General features: G+C 31.8%; 19 protein-coding genes and 1 rRNA gene. 10 read left to right on the top strand and 10 right to left on the bottom strand.

Annotation, left to right across the window (positions count from 1 at the left end; genetic code table 11):
* Positions 1–25 precede the first annotated feature (25 nt).
* The 3 genes from NOVO_03260 to folE all read left to right on the top strand — a co-directional run bounded on the left by NOVO_03260 (position 26) and on the right by folE (position 2,373).
* Positions 26–409, top strand: a complete 384-nt coding sequence (locus NOVO_03260) for a Ribosomal silencing factor RsfS (GenBank protein AIL65040.1) — start codon at positions 26–28, stop codon at positions 407–409.
* Positions 410–470: 61 nt separating this feature from the next.
* A complete protein-coding gene (locus NOVO_03255; GenBank protein AIL65039.1) occupies positions 471–1,802 on the top strand; it encodes a Cytochrome C and Quinol oxidase polypeptide I in 1,332 nt (443 codons plus the stop codon).
* Positions 1,792–2,373, top strand: a complete 582-nt coding sequence (gene folE / locus NOVO_03250) for a GTP cyclohydrolase 1 (protein AIL65038.1) — start codon at positions 1,792–1,794, stop codon at positions 2,371–2,373. Before NOVO_03255 ends, folE begins: the two co-directional genes overlap by 11 nt.
* 188 nt (positions 2,374–2,561) lie before the next feature.
* On the opposite strand, the gene NOVO_03245 is transcribed toward folE, so the two are convergent.
* The 4 genes from NOVO_03245 to NOVO_03230 form a co-directional block, all read right to left on the bottom strand.
* The gene (locus tag NOVO_03245; protein ID AIL65037.1) at positions 2,562–2,741 is read right to left on the bottom strand and encodes a hypothetical protein; all 180 of its coding nucleotides are present in this window, start codon (positions 2,739–2,741) and stop codon (positions 2,562–2,564) included.
* Between the two features lie 160 nt (positions 2,742–2,901).
* Positions 2,902–3,666, bottom strand: coding sequence for a putative ABC transporter ATP-binding protein (locus tag NOVO_03240; GenBank protein AIL65036.1), 765 nt, complete (start codon positions 3,664–3,666; stop codon positions 2,902–2,904).
* A gap of 1 nt (position 3,667) precedes the next feature.
* Positions 3,668–4,441: a putative phospholipid ABC transporter permease protein mlaE gene (gene mlaE, locus NOVO_03235; GenBank protein ID AIL65035.1), complete on the bottom strand. Its 774-nt coding sequence runs from the start codon at positions 4,439–4,441 to the stop codon at positions 3,668–3,670.
* Between the two features lie 15 nt (positions 4,442–4,456).
* Positions 4,457–5,794, bottom strand: coding sequence for a Glycyl-glycine endopeptidase ALE-1 precursor (locus NOVO_03230; protein AIL65034.1), 1,338 nt, complete (start codon positions 5,792–5,794; stop codon positions 4,457–4,459).
* Positions 5,795–6,193: 399 nt separating this feature from the next.
* Here NOVO_03230 and NOVO_03225 point away from each other — a divergent pair.
* A 16S ribosomal RNA gene (locus tag NOVO_03225) occupies positions 6,194–7,732 on the top strand.
* Between the two features lie 1,442 nt (positions 7,733–9,174).
* Here NOVO_03225 and NOVO_03220 read toward each other — a convergent pair.
* From NOVO_03220 to NOVO_03210, 3 genes are all read right to left on the bottom strand, one after another.
* Complete coding sequence (locus tag NOVO_03220; protein AIL65033.1) at positions 9,175–10,905, bottom strand: hypothetical protein; 1,731 nt, start codon at positions 10,903–10,905, stop codon at positions 9,175–9,177.
* Positions 10,906–10,917: 12 nt separating this feature from the next.
* On the bottom strand, positions 10,918–11,226 hold the full coding sequence (locus tag NOVO_03215) for a hypothetical protein (protein ID AIL65032.1): 309 nt from the start codon (positions 11,224–11,226) through the stop codon (positions 10,918–10,920).
* A 152-nt stretch (positions 11,227–11,378) separates the two neighbouring features.
* Positions 11,379–11,771, bottom strand: coding sequence for a Transposase (locus NOVO_03210; GenBank protein ID AIL65031.2), 393 nt, complete (start codon positions 11,769–11,771; stop codon positions 11,379–11,381).
* Between the two features lie 149 nt (positions 11,772–11,920).
* On the opposite strand from NOVO_03210, the gene NOVO_03205 reads away from it, so the two are divergent.
* From NOVO_03205 to NOVO_03190, 4 genes are all read left to right on the top strand, one after another.
* Positions 11,921–12,841, top strand: coding sequence for a potassium transport protein Kup (locus NOVO_03205; protein AIL65030.1), 921 nt, complete (start codon positions 11,921–11,923; stop codon positions 12,839–12,841).
* A gap of 266 nt (positions 12,842–13,107) precedes the next feature.
* Entirely contained in the window at positions 13,108–13,440 is a 333-nt protein-coding gene (locus NOVO_03200) for a hypothetical protein (protein AIL65029.1), read from the top strand.
* A gap of 497 nt (positions 13,441–13,937) precedes the next feature.
* Positions 13,938–14,159, top strand: coding sequence for a hypothetical protein (locus NOVO_03195; protein AIL65028.1), 222 nt, complete (start codon positions 13,938–13,940; stop codon positions 14,157–14,159).
* On the top strand, positions 14,140–14,739 hold the full coding sequence (locus NOVO_03190) for a hypothetical protein (GenBank protein ID AIL65027.1): 600 nt from the start codon (positions 14,140–14,142) through the stop codon (positions 14,737–14,739). Before NOVO_03195 ends, NOVO_03190 begins: the two co-directional genes overlap by 20 nt.
* A gap of 216 nt (positions 14,740–14,955) precedes the next feature.
* On the opposite strand, the gene ftsA is transcribed toward NOVO_03190, so the two are convergent.
* From ftsA to ddlB, 3 genes are read right to left on the bottom strand one after another with little or no spacing between them, the layout of a single operon-like run.
* Positions 14,956–16,173, bottom strand: a complete 1,218-nt coding sequence (gene ftsA, locus NOVO_03185; protein ID AIL65026.1) for a Cell division protein FtsA — start codon at positions 16,171–16,173, stop codon at positions 14,956–14,958.
* A 28-nt stretch (positions 16,174–16,201) separates the two neighbouring features.
* Positions 16,202–16,999, bottom strand: a complete 798-nt coding sequence (locus NOVO_03180) for a Cell division protein FtsQ (GenBank protein AIL65025.1) — start codon at positions 16,997–16,999, stop codon at positions 16,202–16,204.
* Positions 16,980–17,945 carry a D-alanine--D-alanine ligase B gene (gene ddlB, locus NOVO_03175; GenBank protein AIL65024.1) on the bottom strand — a complete coding sequence of 322 codons (966 nt, stop codon included), beginning with the start codon at positions 17,943–17,945 and terminating at the stop codon, positions 16,980–16,982. The genes NOVO_03180 and ddlB overlap by 20 nt, the downstream gene beginning before the upstream one ends.
* A 314-nt stretch (positions 17,946–18,259) precedes the next feature.
* Between ddlB and rpsB the strand changes: the two genes are divergently transcribed.
* Both rpsB and tsf read left to right on the top strand, forming a co-directional pair.
* Positions 18,260–19,114, top strand: coding sequence for a Ribosomal protein S2 (gene rpsB / locus NOVO_03170; protein AIL65023.1), 855 nt, complete (start codon positions 18,260–18,262; stop codon positions 19,112–19,114).
* Positions 19,115–19,160: 46 nt separating this feature from the next.
* On the top strand, positions 19,161–20,087 hold the full coding sequence (gene tsf / locus NOVO_03165) for an Elongation factor Ts (protein AIL65022.1): 927 nt from the start codon (positions 19,161–19,163) through the stop codon (positions 20,085–20,087).
* Positions 20,088–20,091: the final 4 nt, after the last annotated feature.

Genomic DNA, 20,091 nt, shown 5'->3' with positions numbered 1-20,091 from the left:
TTGTATATAAGGTGGTAATTATCAAATGTTAAAACAAGCTGTAAATGGTGAATCGACTGACATTTATCCTATAAGTGCAGTGCAAGTGGATGTTCTAAAAAAAGAGATATTGGAATGTCTGGAAGAGAATCATGCTGAAAATATACAAATAATCAGCCTAGCTAATAAAAGTAATATAGCAGATTATATGATTGTGGCTACGGGCAGGATGTCAAAGCATACAGTAGCACTTGCTGATAAAATTATGTGTAAAATGAAGAATAGAGATGATATACCTTTTATATCATGCGAAGGCATTAGAACTGGTGATTGGGTGTTAGTAGATTTAGGTGATATCATAGTTCATATTTTTAAACCAGAAATAAGGGAAATATATAATTTAGAAAAAATGTGGTCTATAGTTTTGTAATACATCATTAAAATTCTCTCATATGAAGATAATCCATATATAAAATTTATGGTAGAACTATATGGATATAACTATTTCTAAGGCTATTAAAACAATACAAGAGTCTTACTTGGCTATAATATGGCTTGTACTTGGCATAGGAGCTATTGCTATTGCAGGTTTATTCTCTATTTTGTTGGTAATGTTTAGGATGCCTGGGATACAGTCTTTATTTAGACATGATTTTTTTTATCCTGCTTTAGTAGTTCATGTTGATTTATCCATTTTGGTGTGGTTACTTTCTGTAATTTCAATGTTATGGATTGTTGTTACTAATAAAAGGTTCTTTTTTGTCTCGGTGCATGCTCTAATTATTGCTTGTATAGGTACAATATGTATTGCTATTTCTCCTTTTTTTTCTGGCCAAGGGATTATGAATAATTATGTCCCTATTTTAAATAATTTTATATTTTCGGTTGGATTGGCATTATTTGTATGTGGAATATTTTTAGAGCTTGTCATAACATTATTTTCATTTAATAACAGAATGAAAAATGATCCTATTTTATTAATTATATACTCAATAGCTATTGTATGTTTACTTGCAGTGGTATCTGTTGTTATATCTTATTACACATTTACAAATAAAGCACCATATATAACTTTAGAGTATTTTTATGAAATGTTATTTTGGTCTGGGGGGCATATCTTACAGTTTGCATTTACTCAATTACTGCAACTGACTTGGTTATTCATTGTTGTTGATATGATAGCTTATATGCCTCAATATCTTATATATCCGTTTATTATTAATTTTGTGAGTGTAGTGCCATGTATATTTATACACCTTATTGATACTGACGATTGGCAATTCAAGCAATTTTTTACTGATCATATGATTATTTTTGGGGGTATTGGACCAACTATAATGATCATTATGCTTATGAGAATATTATATAACCATAGATATAAGATTAAAAATAATTACACCTTTATTGTTTTATGTATGTCGGTTATATTATTTTTATCGGGCGGTATTATTGGTCTACTTATAAAAGGTATCAATGTCACTATACCAGCTCATTATCATGGTTCAACTGTGAGTATAACTTTAGCCTGTATGGGTCTGGCATATATTGTATTAGCTAACAAAAATCAAAAATATAATTTTTTAAAATGGCATCCTTATTTACAAGGAATTGGACAGTTGATGCATATAGTAGGGCTTGCATGGTCTGGTGGATATGGTGTGTTACGTAAAAATCCAGGCAGTGTAGCTATAAAAGCTAAGATTGCTATGAGTATAATGGGTATAGGCGGAATGTTATCAATTATTGGCGGAATGATTTTTATTATAATAATGGGTAGGATCATATATAATCGAAGAAAGAAAGGTTATGTTTATGAGAAATAATACTCCCACTCGTGAGGAAGCTAAAGAAGCTGTACGTATTTTAATTAAATGGATAGGAGATAATCCTGATAGGGTAGAGTTACTAAATACTCCTGCGCGTGTAGTAGACTCAATGAAACAAATGTTTCCTGGCTATTTGATTAGACCGGAAGATGTATTTAATAATACTATGGAGATGGTAGAGGATTATAACGATATCATTTTGCTACGTAATATTAAATTTGTATCTTATTGTGAACACCATATATTGCCAATTATAGGAGTAGCAAATATAGCTTATTTGCCTGACAAGAAAATGGTTGGTATAGGTAAGCTTGCCAAAATAGTTGAAATATTTGCAAGTAGATTGCAAATACAAGAGAGGATGACAGTGCAGATTGCAGAAGCTATAGAAGATGTTTTGCTTCCTAAAGGTGTAGCAGTGACAGTTGAAGCAGCGCATTATTGTATGTGTAAAGAAAACAATATGCATCTGTTAGAAAGTAAGATGTATACTAGCCATATGAGAGGAATATTTAATACTGATCAAGGAATGAAAGATAAATTAAGAGATCTAAAATTTTATAGTTAAAACGTTTGAATTTGCATACATTGTTGCTCTTCGTGTCTATCTTCTGAGCAAGATGAAAATACTATAGTTCTAGTATAAATTAATTATAAATTCTCAGCATAGCTATTCATAGAATTACTATTTGTGGCAATGATTTCAGCTTATTTTTCTGCCATTTCAGGTATAATAGAAAAATCTAGTTGATCTAGTTATTGCTTTAAATGGCTTGTGTCACGATAATTAGATTTTGATTTTGCATAATCCACAATAATATTATATTGTTCATGAGATAAGTTCATTCCTCTACTTTTTAAATAATCGATATCATATGCTTCCCATTTATTTTTCACTTTATTAATTAAAGTAAAACCAACGCCAATAGTTGGCACGCCAAAACCATCATCATAGATTTTTAATTTTACATTTTCATGTTCTTTAGCAAAATTTCCATAAGTTTGTACGAGTTAAAACAGGTGAGTAGTGAAGAATCTATTCTATCTTTGGTTATAGCCTCTCTGCGGTTTTTGGGCTTAATTCTACAGCTATATACTACGTATAGCCTTCTATTTTTATAGGACCATTAGTACTTCCTGCAATAAATTGTGCTACATACGGATTATCAACAGAATCTATATTCTCAATAGATCCATCCCAAATAATTTTTCCATCAAAAATCATTGCAACACGATCAGCAATTATACGTGCACTATTTAGATCGTGAGTAATGGTAATAGTTGTAGCTCCTAATTCTTTAGAGCACTTAACAATAAGATTATTAATAACATTGGCCATAATAGGATCAAGGCCAGTGGTTGGCTCATCAAAAAAAATAATCTCAGGTTTATATGCAATAGCTCTTGCTAAAGCAACACGTTTTTGCATACCCCCTGAGAGTTCAGCGGGATATAATTCAGCTACTTGTTGATCTAAACCTACTAATTTTAACGTATTAATAGCTAAGTCTTTGGCCTCTTTGGATGTAGAATCTTGTAGTCCAAAAGCAATATTTTGCCATACGGTCATACTATCAAATAAAGCACCATTTTGAAATAACAAACCAAATTTTTTCATTAATTTATTACGTTCACCTGATGATAATCTGGTAGTTTCTTTACCATCTATCTCTATACTTCCTGTATCAGCATTAATGAGCCCAATAATGTTTTTGAGTAATACGGATTTTCCACTACCAGAGCCGCCTATTATAACTAAAGATTGTCCTGGTTGTACTGAAAGATTCACTCCACTTAGTACATTCTTTGAGCCAAATTTTTTATGTAGGTTTGAAATTTTTATTTTGGGAGTTTGAGTCATTTTATTTATCAAAAAATAAGCCAGTTATTATATAATTAAATATTAAAATTAGAATAGATGATAATACCACAGCATTAGTGGTTGCAGTGCCTACACCTTGAGCTCCACGCTTAGAATTATAGCCAGCATAACAGCTGATGACCGCAATTATAAAACCAAATATAGCAGCCTTTGTTAGACCAGATACCACATCAATAGCTTTTAAATATTGGAAAGTGTTTTTGAGATAAATAGCGGGGTTAAAACCTAACTTATGTACTGCCACAAGATATCCCCCCATTACTCCTATAATATCTGAAATTAATACTAAGCAAGGTAACATAATGACACTGGCAATAACTCTAGGGGTAACTAAATATTTTATAGGATCGGTGGATAAGCTTCTGAGAGCATCAATTTGCTCAGTAACGCGCATAGAAGCTATTTCTGCGGCCATAGAAGCTCCTATTCTACCGCTAACCATGAGCCCAGCAAGGACGGGGCCTAATTCTCTTGTAATAGATAGTACTACTACCGTTGCGATAGAGCTTTCTGCTGAGAATCGTGCAAATCCAGTGTAGCTTTGTAATGCAAGAACTGCTCCAGTAAAAACTGCTGTGAGTCCAACGACAGTTAAAGAATAATAGCCTATTTCAATCATTTGATGTGCTATCAGACGTAAGTGTAAAGGGCGTGTAAAAAGGCCAAATATGGCCGATAAAGTAAATTTAGTGATAGAACCTATGTTAGATAATAAGCGTATAAAACTTCGTCCAATTTTTGCACAGATGTTCATAATTATATAATATATCTAATTTTTCTCAAATAAAGTAGCTATAACTTGGCCTTGATCTGGTATAGATAAAATAAATCTATCCAACTTTTGCTTGAATTTCATAAATTTGCTTAAGTCTTTATTATCAAGTTTAGTACTATATACAAGCTTTAATTTTAGGGGATTAATATGTTGGTTATTATATAAAACTTCATAGTGTAAATGGGGGCCAGTAGCTCTACCGGTTGCGCCAACATACGCTATTACTTCGCCTTGTTTTACCTGTGAACCCTTGCGTAAATTTTTGGCAAAGCTACTAGCGTGTGCATATGCAGTAGCATATCCGTTACTATGCCTTATACGTACATAATTTCCGTAAGCACCTTTTCTGCCTATTTCTTCTATAATTCCATTACCTGCAGCAAAAATTGGTGTACCAATAGGTGCTGCAAAGTCAACGCCTTTATGCATTTTAGTATATCCCAAAATAGGGTGACGTCTAATACCAAACCCAGATGAGATTTTAATTACATTTAGAGGTGTTTTTAATAAATCCCTTTTGATATTGTTACCGTTTGCTGTATAAAAGTCAGTAATTCCTGCAGAATTAGTATATTTATATAAATCTAGTTTTTTATCGTGTAATATCAAAGAAGAATATATTATATTTCCATCATGTGAGTAATTACCCTTATCGTCATAATATTTTTCAAATATCACTTCTAATTCATTTCCTTTTTGGATATCGCGTTGAAAGTCTATATCATAGCTGTATGATTTTGTAAGTTCAGATAATGCATTTGCTGGTATACCTAGAGAAAGAGCTGTTGCTATAAAGCTATTATTAATAATACCTCTAACTCTTGTTAGGTGTTTTGTTAAGGGTATAACTATTTCTTGTACTGCAAAGCCTGTATTAGTTCTATATACTTCTATTTCTTTATTATAATCTGTTTTAATACGAAGGCTTTGTAAAACTGGTAACGGTTCTGCATCTATGCTATCTTGTTCTATGTAATTATAATATAGATTTAAAGACTGTCCTACAGAAAGCTTTTTAAGATTATATACCGTCTGAAGAGATTGTATAATTTGAGTTGTTTCAGAAACGCTAACATTATTACTTCTTAAAAGACTAGCTAGGGTATCACCTTTTTGAATAGACACGCTTATGATAGGATTTTCAGAGATAGTAGTTTGATTGCGATTGCTGTAGTCGTATATTAAATTCCATATGTGATTTAATTTTTCAGAATTAAATACGATATCTTGTTTAAAATTAAATACTACTGGTATAGTACATATAGAGATAGCTATGATTAAATATAATGATAAGATACGTGAATATAGATAACGTAAATTTTGAAATCTCATTGTGTATTGGTCCTTCCAAACAAAACTATAAGCATTTGATATAGTTAGCAAATACTCTTAAACTACATGAAACAATTGTTCATACATAATAACTAAATACCATAATTAATTTTATTATTTTTTGCAATCAAACTAGAGATAAAAGTATAAAAAACATCAATTTTAACATTGACAAGGCTCTATATGGCTTAAAAAAGCCACATTATAAGCTCAAAAAATTTTTTTTATTTTTTTTTGAAAAAGCTGTTGACTTATATCTAAATAGAATGTAAACATAGCGCTCTCGAATACAAACAAATTCTTAGAGAGATAAAAGAAAGAGTTTGTTGTTGTTTAAAATAGTAAAAATAGAAATGAAGGTAGTGAAGTGCTAGTAAGTTTTTTTTGGATCATAACTTGAGAGTTTGATCCTGGCTCAGAACGAACGCTGGCGGCACGCTTAACACATGCAAGTCGAACGGATTTTATAACTAGCTTGCTAGTTATAAAATTAGTGGCAAACGGGTGAGTAACACGTGGGAATCTACCCAGTAATACGGAATAACAGCTGGAAACAGCTGCTAATACCGTATATTCTCCTTGGAGGAAAGGAGTAATACTAAGTTTCAATACAAAAAGAGTCGATTGAAACTCAGTATTACTCCGTTACTGGATGAGCCCGCGTTGGATTAGGTAGTTGGTAGGGTAATGGCCTACCAAGCCGACGATCTATAGCTGGTCTGAGAGGATGGTCAGCCACACTGGGACTGAGACACGGCCCAGACTCCTACGGGAGGCAGCAGTGGGGAATATTGGACAATGGGCGAAAGCCTGATCCAGCGATGCCGCGTGAGTGATGAAGGCCTTAGGGTTGTAAAGCTCTTTCAGCAGGAAAGATAATGACGGTACCTGCAGAAGAAGCCCCGGCAAACTCCGTGCCAGCAGCCGCGGTAATACGGAGGGGGCTAGCGTTGTTCGGAATTACTGGGCGTAAAGAGCGCGTAGGCGGTTTGTAAAGTTGGAAGTGAAAGCCCGAGGCTTAACCTCGGAATTGCTTACAAAACTCACAAGCTAGAGAGCGACAGGGGATGGTGGAATTCCTAGTGTAGAGGTGGAATTCTTAGATATTAGGAGGAACACCGGTGGCGAAGGCGGCCATCTGGGTCGCATCTGACGCTGAGGCGCGAAAGCGTGGGGAGCAAACAGGATTAGATACCCTGGTAGTCCACGCTGTAAACGATGAGTGCTAGATATCAGAATGTTAATTTTGGTGTCGTAGCTAACGCATTAAGCACTCCGCCTGGGGAGTACGGCCGCAAGGCTAAAACTCAAAGGAATTGACGGGGGCCCGCACAAGCGGTGGAGCATGCGGTTTAATTCGATGCTACGCGAAAAACCTTACCAACCCTTGACATGGTGGTCGCGAGAACCAGAGATGGTTTTCTTCAGTTCGGCTGGACCACACACAGGTGTTGCATGGCTGTCGTCAGCTCGTGTCGTGAGATGTTGGGTTAAGTCCCGCAACGAGCGCAACCCTCATCCTTAGTTGCCAACAGGTAATGCTGGGAACTCTAAGGAAACTGCCGGTGATAAGCCGGAGGAAGGTGGGGACGATGTCAAGTCATCATGGCCCTTACGGGTTGGGCTACACGCGTGCTACAATGGTGGTGACAGAGGGAAGCTATAGAGCGATCTAATGCAAATCCCAAAAAGCCATCTCAGTTCGGATTGCACTCTGCAACTCGAGTGCATGAAGTTGGAATCGCTAGTAATCGCGGATCAGCATGCCGCGGTGAATACGTTCCCGGGCCTTGTACACACTGCCCGTCACGCCATGGGAGTTGATTTTACTCGAAGCCGGTAAGCTAACCGCAAGGAGGCAGCCGACCACAGTAAGGTCAGCGACTGGGGTGAAGTCGTAACAAGGTAGCCGTAGGGGAACCTGCGGCTGGATTACCTCCTTTCAAAGACTTTTGATAGTAAAGGCATTTTTTGTTTTTCTATCCAGTCATAATATAAGGTACTTCACTACCTCCATTTCTGTTTTTCTATTTTAAAATTATACAGTTTTTGTTTTATTTTCTGTATTTTAGTTTATTTTCCCATTTTAGTTTATTTTGCGTTGTATAAGTAACAAAGTCTGAGGATGTTGTTTTTATTTTAAGCAATGCCTTTCTTGCTTACAGTATTTTAAATTACTTTATGAATGTGGTTATTGATAATTAATTTATTAAATATTTGTTCTTATAATATTTTATATGAAATTTTTTCTAATGAAGTTATGTATAATAAATTAGAATAGATGAAACACCTAACTTTAATACTTATATAACATAGTAAAAAATTTAAATTTGCTACGGTCTTGCTCTTCACTCTCCAATTGTTCATACTACCGGATAAAAAAGTAGAAAGAATAAAAAAAGGCTAGTAAACCTAATATTTTTAACTATCACGACTAAAGCAGATTCTGTTACTAGCTCAGCTCCTATCTAACTATTTTAAAATGATAAATTCAAGAATAAATCCCTTTACAGGGATAATAAAATCACTAATTCTTTCTAGAGGCTGCAGATACAAGGATTTATCAGAAGAGATAGCTGGGAGAATTTTACTTGATTCAAAAATAAAATTAGTAAGTAGATTCTTAGAGAGAAATTACAGACCAGATGAGAATTTTCATTTATTACTAAAAAGTTATATTCCTAGTGGAAAATTACCATTATCCATAGATCGCACGACCTGGGAATTAAGAACATCCATTAGAAATATATTAGTACTCGGTATTTCATATAACAAAATATCAATTCCTGTATTATATAAAATAATTACCTATAAAAGTAGTTGTACAGAATATAGTACTCTTTTTTGGTCATATTACTGTCCTTTTGTTTTGTCATAACCATGCCCTCTTTTGTCATTACCGCGTAGGCGGTAATCTAATAATATAGGCAAACTCACTAGATACCCGTTTTCACGGGTATGACCAAGGGGGGCCTTTTTTTATTACTGCATCCTTTCTTGCTCATTATTTATATTTTTTGTCCGGTAGTATGACTATTTGTAGGAGAGCTTTGATACGATAATGTCCTGGATTCAAATCAATTTACTATATCTGCTAAGTAAGCTGAAAAAATTATATATATGTATTTAGCAATACAAAAATATATTGTTAAGTGTTATCATAATTTGTAATCCCTATAAAACATGTACTATCACATTTATCTTCTGATTTAAACACACTAAGATTGCCTAAATTTTTTTCTTCTGGACTTTGCTATTATATTTAAGATAAGGTATCTGTAGGACGTTTTCTTATAATATTACAGTTTTTCAAAGGCAAATATAAAAGTAACAAAAGTGTCCTATATATTGGGCTTCATACACCTATTTATATGGCTAACTTATAATTTTTGTAATATATCTTCACCTAAATTATGTTCTATAACTATTTTATCTAGGATTTTGGCATACCTCAAAGACTCTTCAGGATTAAGAGCAATTAAACTAATTGTTCTTGATAAAATATTATTATATCTATCCAATATATTATTAAAATATTTACAGGTCATTAATTTTTGCACTGCTTCTTTTTCAAAATAACAGGCTGTATTAAATGTGGCTTGATGTAACAAGCTTGAAAATCCAAGTAAAATATAGCTATCTTTTATACCCATAGAATATAATGAATATATACATCGCACTATGTTCTCATTATAACAATCTATACTATTTAGTTCATTATAATATTGTGCTATTAATTTAGCTTCTGAAAATTTGATAAAAAAACCAATGTCAACACTAGGGTAAATAAAAATTGGTGGTATATGATGTGTATAAAATTCAAACACATGCCATTTATTATGTTCTGTGTTGTAATCTTTAATTAAATTATAGCAGTTGGTATTATTATTAAATAATGTTAAATCTTTACCAAAATTTATAACCTCTATATCCTGAAACAACTCGTTATTAGTGTATCTTAATAAACCGACCTTATTTTGTTCTATAAGTTGCTCTATAGTCCTATTTCCAAAAAAGTCTGTATCTTTATCTATAATTAATTTATTAACTTTTTTACTAATTTCGTTTATATTTAATTTAACCGCTTGGTTTAGTAATTGAGTTAAATCGGTATAGTTTTGGTATAATATATCAGTTGTATAATTATACACTCTAAAATTAGGTTGTATAATAGCAGCTTTATTATACCCATCTAAAAATAAACATAGAGGTGAAATATTCTCTTGATCTCTAAAGGTTGCTAAAATTAATAAGCTAGACTCTATTGCATAAGTTTTGATAGATAAAGGATTATATAGAGCTATCTTATCAATTTTAGTAATATCTATTTGGTGTATATATTGTTCATTATATATCTCGTATAATGGAATTAAGGTTATGTTCCTGCTATCTATAAATGGTATTTTTGGTAATGAGTTGTGATTTTTAATTACTAAATGTTTTCCATGGTTGGTAAAATAATACTTAATTACTATAGTATAATTACTATATGCATTTTTTACATTGATATGTAAATCCACATTATCTTCTTTAAGATAAAATTGTGCATCTTCCTCTTGTATTATTAAAAAATCTAGAGCTTGATCATATGATGTATTATCAATTACTATACCATCATGCAAATGATTTTTCCCATAAATTATATAATAATCTGACCCTTCTTGTCCTTCAATATATGTATTATTCTTTATTAAGAATGTATCACTGATATTGGAACCATAATAAAAATTAAGAGATTTATCTATATTTTGTGTATTTATGGTAATTAATGTATTTAAATAATAATGTTTACTCTCTACCAAAGAATTTAATTTATTTCTTATAAAGTTAAGTGATGATATAATATTATTATCTTGTGCCAACAATTCGCCCTTAATATACCATTGTTGTTTATCAATGTGCCCAGGGATAGACGGAGATAGGGTAATATTTTCCATCTTTAACTGATAATTTTGAGTACCATTTGTTAAATAATTATGGAAAAGAATTTTATGCTTATAAAATTTTTCATTTAATACTATTTCCATATAATTACTTTTAGCAAAATATTTTATATCACTATTTGGCAAAATATTGAAAATAGATGCATTAAAATATACCGTTCCTTGCATATCTATAGTCAATTAAGTTGAGAATGGCATAGAGAAGCCATAATCAATAGCATCGCTAAGGTTATTAAAATTAGTAATGATAGGTTTGATTTTAGCTTTTAAATGAGCCCAATATTTTTCAATTGGGTTGAGATCAGGAGAGTAAGGTGGTAAGAATAAAAGTTTACAGCCTATATCTTCTATTAAATTCCTAGTTCTAGCTGACTTATGGAACGTTGCATTATCAAGTATTACAACTTGACCAAATCTTAGTTCGGGCACCAAACACTGACTAACCCACTCGTTAAAAACTTCTGTATTACATGTGCCCTTGAAACACATTGGCGCAATAATTTTCTTCCCAACCTTACCTGCAATAAAGCTTTCTCAATCATGTTTTTTACCTGAGATATCACCATAAACTTTACTTCCTCTGAGACTGTATCCCCAAGAATAGTACAAATAGCTATCAATTCCACTCTCATCAATATAAACTATATCTTCCGCTTTATAGTTTGCGATAGCTGCCAAAAATAATTGCCGTTTTGCTTCATCCCGTTCACGATAGAGTGTGGTCTTTTTTTTCGTGTGATCCCCAAAGTCTTGAATGCCAAACAGATAGCAGCTGTAGACACATTAAAAACCTTTGCAAAATCAGATAATAGCCAATTGCTGTTTTTAGACACCTCGTTTAATAATTTGATTGGATCAAGCTTCTTCCATGTCTTAGCTGCTCGTGTGGCTGCTAAATTCCCGGATTTCGATCTCGATAACCATCTATAAATTGTTCTTTCACCTATGCCAAAAATTCTTGCAGCTTCTTCTCTGGTATAACCTTTATTAACATAGTGAATTACTTTTTTACGTAAATCTAAGGAATATGCCATTGCTTCTACTGTTTTGGGTTTATGAGCTTTTTAATATATCATATATCATGTCTTTATCAACTTAATTTACTATAGTACTCGCAACATTTGCAAGTATTATTGCCTCCCAAGCTGTAATTTCAGGATGTTTTTCTTTATGTTGGCAGGCGATGCAACTCGGTTATTTACCTAGAATGAAAGTTATAAATACTTCGTATTACAATAAGGGACAAGTATATTTACCGACAGTAAATTATCTTTTATTTGGTTGTGTAATTTTAGTAATATTATTATTTAAAAATGTTAACAATTTATCGTCTATGTATGGTATGGCCATTACTCATATTATGTTTGTTACTACTGTCCTTGCTATCTTTTATTTCGCTTATGGAGAAAAATGGCATTGGATCAAATGTGTAATTTTTCTTGCGCCGTTATTCATCATAGATCTAATTTTTGTAGGAACAAGCTATGCAAAGTTTTTAGAAGGGGCTTGGTTCCCATTAATCATTGCTCTTATTATTTGCTGCATAATAATGGTTTGGATTAAGGGAAAGCGTATACTGTATGTTAAAAAACTAACCTTACAAGGAGATTTTATAAATATAATTAACAATGATATTGAAAAATATGGACATAGAATACCAGGTATTGCTATATTTATGAATAGTTCTTCTGACAAAGTACCAAATTCTTTGATAATGCACTTGAAGCACAATAAATTAATTCATGAACAAGTAATCTTTTTATCAATCATTAGCAATGATATTCCCAAGGTACGTAAAGAAGATGTACTGAATATATCTTCTTGGGGAGTTGGGTTTTATAATATAATTGTGAACTATGGATTTAGTGAGGTACCTAATATAGATAAAATTTTGCAGACTATCGAAGAAAAAATAAAAATTTCTCTTCAAGAAGCGTCTTTTTACTTAAGTAAAGGTATTCCTGTTGCTTCTAAGACAAGTCATCTTAAAATATGGCAAAAAATAATATTTATATTTTTATTTAAAAATGCTTCTAGTGCAGTAGATTTTTATAATCTGCCTTCTAACAGAGTAGTTGAGCTGGGGTTTAGATTTGAGATATAGGTTTCTGCTGTAAGTATATAGCAAAGGCAATTTTAAAATAGTACGAGGAGTGAGGTACTAAGCATAGAAAGCCTATGTAAGCATTGATCAACGAAGTAATATGGTGTTGGGCGGAAATCAATTATTAATAGCTATATAATTTCATTCGTACTTAAAAAAATAAAACTTTCTTCCAACGTTATTAAATAAATCATATATTGACTATCATTAATAGCTTCAATAAGTTTGTTATATTTTATTCTTAATTCACTCTAAATCATAGTAAAATGTATATTCAAACATTATTAAAATTTATTATTTTGGCATTCCTCAGCACCCACAATCAGGTGTTTGCTATAGAATTTAAAACAGAAAAAGAAAAAGGAGTTTGGATCAAAAACTTCTTTAAAGATCAAGAATTTGCTCCTATTGAATATACAATCCATGCAACTAAAGCAGAAAAAGCTTTTGCAAGGCAAATTTTAAAGGATTTTATTAACCAAAATAATATTGAACATCTTGAACCAATTGCAATGGGTTCGTCTATAGAGGACCCTCTAATTGCTAAATTTAATACAGCCTGCCCTGATAAAAAGCCTATTGATCTTCATCGAAAGTGAATCAGCGGTTCCGCTGAGCCATCTTCTATTATTACTGAAGAAGATTTAGAAGATGCAAAGGGTGAGTTTGCATTTTCCATAGATATATACAAATGTAAAAAAAATATCAAAATTTATCACTTTAATCTTTTTAATACCAAAGATAATAAGCAAGAATATGTGCTTTACTGTGAGGATTATAGAATGTCCAGGACTATGGGCAAAACCTAAGATATAAATTCTACAAAAGAAGCCTTTAATATTAGAGGAGCATATCTACATTTTAATTTAACTAAATGTCTATATAGCCAACAAATACATATAACTCATCCATTTTGGGGCACTACACTTACTGGCATTTTCAAATATCAAGATAAATATTATATTTACAGCGTAGAAGAAAGAATCTCATTGGGAGATATACATACAAATGAGAAAATAACAAATATTTGGATACAAAGAGAAGACGATTTAATTAATTCAAAATTTTATAGAATAGAAACAAAAGCGAGGCAAAAATGATTACTGAAGAATTTTATCAAACTTATGGAAATTTTGCTAAAGAGCATGAAAATGTAAAATTAAAAATCTATGATGATGGTTTTGGCGTGCCTACTATTGGCGCTGGTTTTGCTTTAATTAATAAGGTTAAAGAGGGGTGGGAAGCATATAATATCGATTATTTAAAAACTATAGGTATTAACTTATCTAATAAACAATATGAAATCATCTGTCATTGATATCATGGAAAAATATCAAGATTTAAAAGCAGAAGAAAAAGCAAGGTTACAGCAAGAATTTAATATTGAACAAGAAAAATTAAAAGAAACATTCCTTGCGTCTTTTAAGGAATGGAAGGATAAGCTATTAGATACTCAAGATAAAGAAACTTCAGCTAAAGTAACTAGCTTACAAGCTGCTGCAGATGCCGAATGTACTGCTCGCGAAACTGCATTAAAAAACACCCCATGCACGGCTGCAAATGGAGTGTTAACATCTGTACGTTGCTCTACACCTGATTTCTTTGGGAGGCAAGATTGCGTTCACCATTATGAATACACTATAAAAGTTGATTGCGATGATATTTATAATAAATACCAAAATTTACTTTCAGAACATAAAGCCTCACAAAAACTTTTAGCTGCTAAACAAATTTCAGAAAAGTTTGATCAAGAATCTGATTTTCTAGACCATAATACAGAAACTTTGAAAAACGAGTATAATGATAGGTTAGCTGCTATCATAGATGAATTAACTGCAGAAAAATACGCTGAAATCATTGCCACACATAGTAATTCTATGAATGATTACTATACCTAATAAAATAGTATCTCACTGTCAACTAACTCTTTCCAAATTCTATATATAGCTGCGGCAATTTAAATATTACTTCGTTAATCAATGCTTACGTTCTCAAAATACTTTACTAATAGTATAATAGAAAATTTATAGTTTTTATTATTAATGACTATGATAAAAAAATGATTGAAGTTTATACACCATTATGAAACCTATAGATAGTATATATATTAAATATTAAAGCCATTTAAGTAATTTTTGTATTAGATTTAATTTTGGCTGATTAAAGTGTTTTTGAGCATTAATATGTAATTGTTTTGCTGTAAATAATGCCATACCTATGGCAGTAGAAAAAGCAGGATTCTTATAATGTTCATTTAATCCTTCTATATATTTTGGCATAGCGAGTCTAATTTGACTACCTAAAATATGAGTGCTTAGTTCACGAAAACCTTCGAGTTGGCTTGTACCACCAGTTATTACTTTTTTTCTACTTGCAGTTTTATTATATAATCTAGTGTGGGCTAATTCTAAAATTTCTTCAACCCGTGGCCTAATAATATTAGATAAATCGCCGCGCCTTATATAATTAATATTATCAAGTTCTATATGATTAGGCTCTTGATTGATTTCAAGCATTTGATTTTCATCAAAAGACGTCGAAAGTGTAGTTCCATATAGAGTTTTAAGGCGCTCTGCAGTTGCAGTAGCTATACCTATACCTTGAGCGATATCAGTTGTAATATGTATTCCTCCTAAAGGTAAAGTATCAATATGTATAATATTGTTATCTTGGAAAGAAGTGATTGTAGTGGTAGAGCCTCCTATATCTATTAATGTAGCCCCTGTCTCTAATTCCTCGGGAGTTAAGCAGGATATAGATGATGCATAAGGAGAAGCTATAAAATTTTCTATATCAAGTTTGCATTGATTCATACAACTTGCCATATTCAGCACTAGGCTACGGGGTACAGCTATGATATATAATTTACATCCTAGTTGCTTACCATACATATCAAGAGGATTTTTAATACCGGCTTGATTATCAATTGTATAAGATATAGGAAAATAATGTATAATTTCACTATCTTTATCAGAATATTGCTCTAAGCATTGATAAATTACACGCTCTATATCCTTTTCGGTAATTTTGGAATGTATTATTGGTATAGTTGCGTTTATTAAACTAGTAAAAATTTTGCGACTTGAAATGCTAACTACTATTTTTTCAATTAATTCTCCTGCTAATTTTTCAGCTCCTTCAATGGTTAGTGCAATGTTATGTGCTGCTTCTCGTACATCTGTAATCAGTCCAGCTTTAAAACCTGCTGAACATTGAGAATTTGCTCCAATAATTTGTATATTTCCAGTAGCAATATTAACCTTACCTATGAAACACACAGTTTTTATGCTACCTATGTCTAATATTGCTATTAATTCTTCTTTGGTTTTCACAATTTATACTTAATTTTTAAATTAAACTCTATTTGATATATAATTTATCTGGTATTCTTAAATCAATGTTAGTAACTCCATTCACGAATAAATTTTTTTGTTTGTATAAATTAATGACATAATCCCATGCTTGTTCTGGTAATAATTCTGGCAATTTTATCTCAAGTCCAGTAGTAAATCTTATATTCCAACGTCTTTCTCCTATTCTAATTGCCGAAGAAATTTTAGCATAAAGCTCTTTATTAGTTCTTAACATATTCAGTAATGGTTTTACATATAATGGTGCATCATCACCAACAATAATAATAAAATTAGCAAAGTCTTTAATTTGTTTATCAGTTAATATATCTCCATTGTCATCAATTAAATATAAAATACCATCCGATTGCCACAAGGCTGCTGGCTTTTTTTCAATTATACTTATATATACCGAATCTGGCAATTGTCTGAATATAATGGCTTCGTCTATCCAGCCAATTTGTTCTAGATTGTATTTAATCCTCTTAATTGGAATAGCAAAAATATTATCACCTAATTTAAAATTTAAAGTAGATGTAATATTTTTAATAGGTGTATTTTGTTGTCCAGATAAATAGATATTTTGTACAGTTAGTCCTAATTTAGAAAAGATTTGTGTTGTTGTATTAGCAATAAGATTATGTAATAATAAGTAAGTGGTTACTATAATTATAATAAGAAAGACACTTACTATTATTGGATGTTTTAAAAATTTAATAGTTCTGACTTTAGTAAAAGAATGTCTCCTCCCAAATTGATTATATTTTTTAATGGGAGAAATGATGTTTTTATTGCTTAGTTTGTGCATAATCTAGTGCATCCTCTACCAAGAATTTGACTATATCAGAGTAGGTTATACCATGATAAGAAGCTATTTCTGGTACTATGGATAAAGGAGTCATTCCAGGGTGAGTATTAATTTCTAAAATATAAAATCCATCATCTCCTTCTTTGCTATTATAGCGAAATTCTACTCTACTTATACCACGACAACCTAAAGCATTATGAGCTTTTTCTGCGAGTGATAATACTTTTTGAGTAGCAACACTGCTTAAAGAAGCTGGGATAATATGTTCTGTGAGTCCATCAGTATATTTTGCTTGATAGTCATAGAATTTTCCTTTGGGTATAATTTCTAGTGCTCCTATGGCTTTATTGTTAATTATAGCTACCTGTATTTCTTGTCCTGGTATATATTGTTCAACTAATACTTCATCTCCATAGGGAAAATCATAATCCCTAATATTAAAGTTATCTTGCTCTAAAACTATATGTATACCTATACTAGAACCTTCACTAATGGGCTTTATTACATATGGACGTTTCATAGGTTCTATAGTTAAATTGCTGTGTTTATTAATAATTATATGTGGTGCTGCTTTAATACCGTGTTGTGCAAAAATATTAATAGATTGGAGTTTATTCATGCCTATGCTTGAGGCTAGAATTCCTGAATGAGTATAAGGTATATTCAAAATTTCTAATAATCCTGCTATACAGCCATTTTCCCCATATCCTCCGTGAAGGGCATTAAACACTACATCAGGTTTTAATTCTAAAAGCACTTGTGCAATATCTCGCCCCATATCTACAGGAGTAACTTTATAATGAAGTTTTTTTAAACTTTCAATAATACCTGTAGCAGAACTTAAAGAAATATCTCGCTCTGTGGATATTCCTCCCATTAATACTACAACATGTGTAGATGGGGTAGTTTGTGGTATAAAAGTGGAATAAATTACGCTCTTTATCATATTATATTTTAACCATTCTTGAGATGTATTTTATATTTCCATAATAAGCTATTAAAATATCTTACTGTCAATTGTTTTATAAAGTACTTATATAACCATATAACAAAACCTGTCTTTCAAAGAAGCAGTTAATATATCTTTGAATGTTTTGCATATAAAAAACTTGTCATCATCTTATTCTTCGTATATAAGAATTCTATAATAATCAATTGTAATGATTTCTAAATACACACGCAAGAAAAAAACCTTTAAGTGTTCATCTGGAATGGTGAATTAATGCTTGCGGAGGATTAACTTAATATAAAGGATAAAATATGTCTGAATTACCAACGTTTACTATTAGAGAATTACTTGAGTCAGCAGTGCATTATGGGCATAAAACTATGCGCTGGAATCCTAAAATGGTGCCATATATATATGGCGTTCAAAATGAGACTCATATTATAGATTTGCAAAAAACAGCTCCTTTATTATATAAAGCTTTGCAGGTAGTGTATGATGTTGTTAAAAATAATGGTAGAATATTATTTGTAGGTACAAAAAAGCAAGCTTCAGAATTAGTTGCTGAAGCGGCACGAAGATGTGGTCAGTATTATGTGAATCATCGTTGGCTAGGAGGAATGTTAACAAATTGGGGCACAGTCTCGCAATCAATAAAAACACTTATTGACATGGAAAATAAGTCTAAATCTGAAGCTTTTGCTAAATTTACTAAAAAAGAACAGTTAGATTTTGTAAGAAAATGTGATAAATTAGAGTGTTCTTTGGGTGGTATAAAAACCATGGGAGGTAAGCCAGATTTATTATTTGTGATAGATACGGTTAAAGAAAATTTAGCTATACAAGAAGCGGTAAAGCTTAACATACCGATTATAGCTATTATTGATACTAATTCTGATCCTGATAATATTACTTATCCTGTACCTGGTAATGATGATGCTACTAGGGCATTAAGAATGTATTGCAAATTAGTATCAGATGCGGCTTTAGCAGGTATACAAGCTTCCTTAACTGCTAGTGGTGCGGATTTGGGTGCATCAGAAGTGGTAGCTATGAATAAAGGTGATGGTAGTGAAGGGGAAGCACCGGTAAAGCAGGGTAGAACGAGGAAAAAGACTAACTTCGATAAAGCTAAAGATAATGTAAAAACAGAATCTATAGAAGAATAAGTTATTTATTGGATTTAGGATAAGAAAATATTAGAAGGAAATAGGTATGAGTGTTGATGTAAACCAAATAAAGAAATTACGTGAAGAGACTGGAGCAGGAATAGCAGATTGTAAAAAGGCACTTGCAGAGGTGTCAGGTGACTTTAAGGCTGCAGTGGATTGGTTAAGAACAAAAGGCTTGGCTGCGGCAGCTAAAAAATCAAGTAGAGTAGTTGCAGAAGGGTTGATTTGTGTTATTACAAAAGATCACAAAGGGTGTATAGTTGAATTAAATTCAGAAACCGATTTTGTAGCAAGAAATGAACAGTTTCATGAATTATTGGGTACTATTACTAATATCGCGTTAGATAATAATATTAATGATGTTGACCAATTAAAAAATGCCAAATATTTAGGTAATAACCAAACTATACAAGAAGTTATTGCTGATAATATACTGACTATTGGTGAGAATATGAATTTAAGGCGTGTGGCTATTGTAGAAGTAGGCCAAGGGGTGATAGGCCATTATATTCACAATACTATAACTCCTACCATGGGCTCTATTGGTGTAATAGTGACGATCGAATCAACAAGTAACAATGAAGAGTTAATTTCTTTAGCTGAACAACTAGCCATGCATATAGCAGCATCTAAGACTGAAGTGATTTCAATAAGTGAAGTAAATCCAAAAAATGTTGAGCAAGAAAAGAAAATTTTTATAGAACAAGCTAAAGACTCTGGTAAGCCTGCTAATATAATAGAAAAAATGATTGAAGGAAGAATACGTAAATATTATGAAGAAGTGGTGTTGTTAGAACAAATATTTGTTATAGATGGAAAAACAAAAATTAGTGATTTGCTTAAAAATACTGCAGAAAAAATAGGTGCGCCTGTAAAAATAGCATCGTTTGTTAAATTTGTATTAGGTGAAGGTATTGAGCGCGAAGAATCTAATTTCTCAGAAGAAGTTGCTAATATGACTAAGCAGTAAATAT

The sequence above is a fragment of the Rickettsiales bacterium Ac37b genome (assembly GCA_000746585.2).
Classification (GTDB): Bacteria; Pseudomonadota; Alphaproteobacteria; order Rickettsiales; family Arcanibacteraceae; genus Ac37b.
Note: the sequence above shows the minus strand (reverse complement) of the source record. Positions and strands in the feature narration are given on the sequence as shown.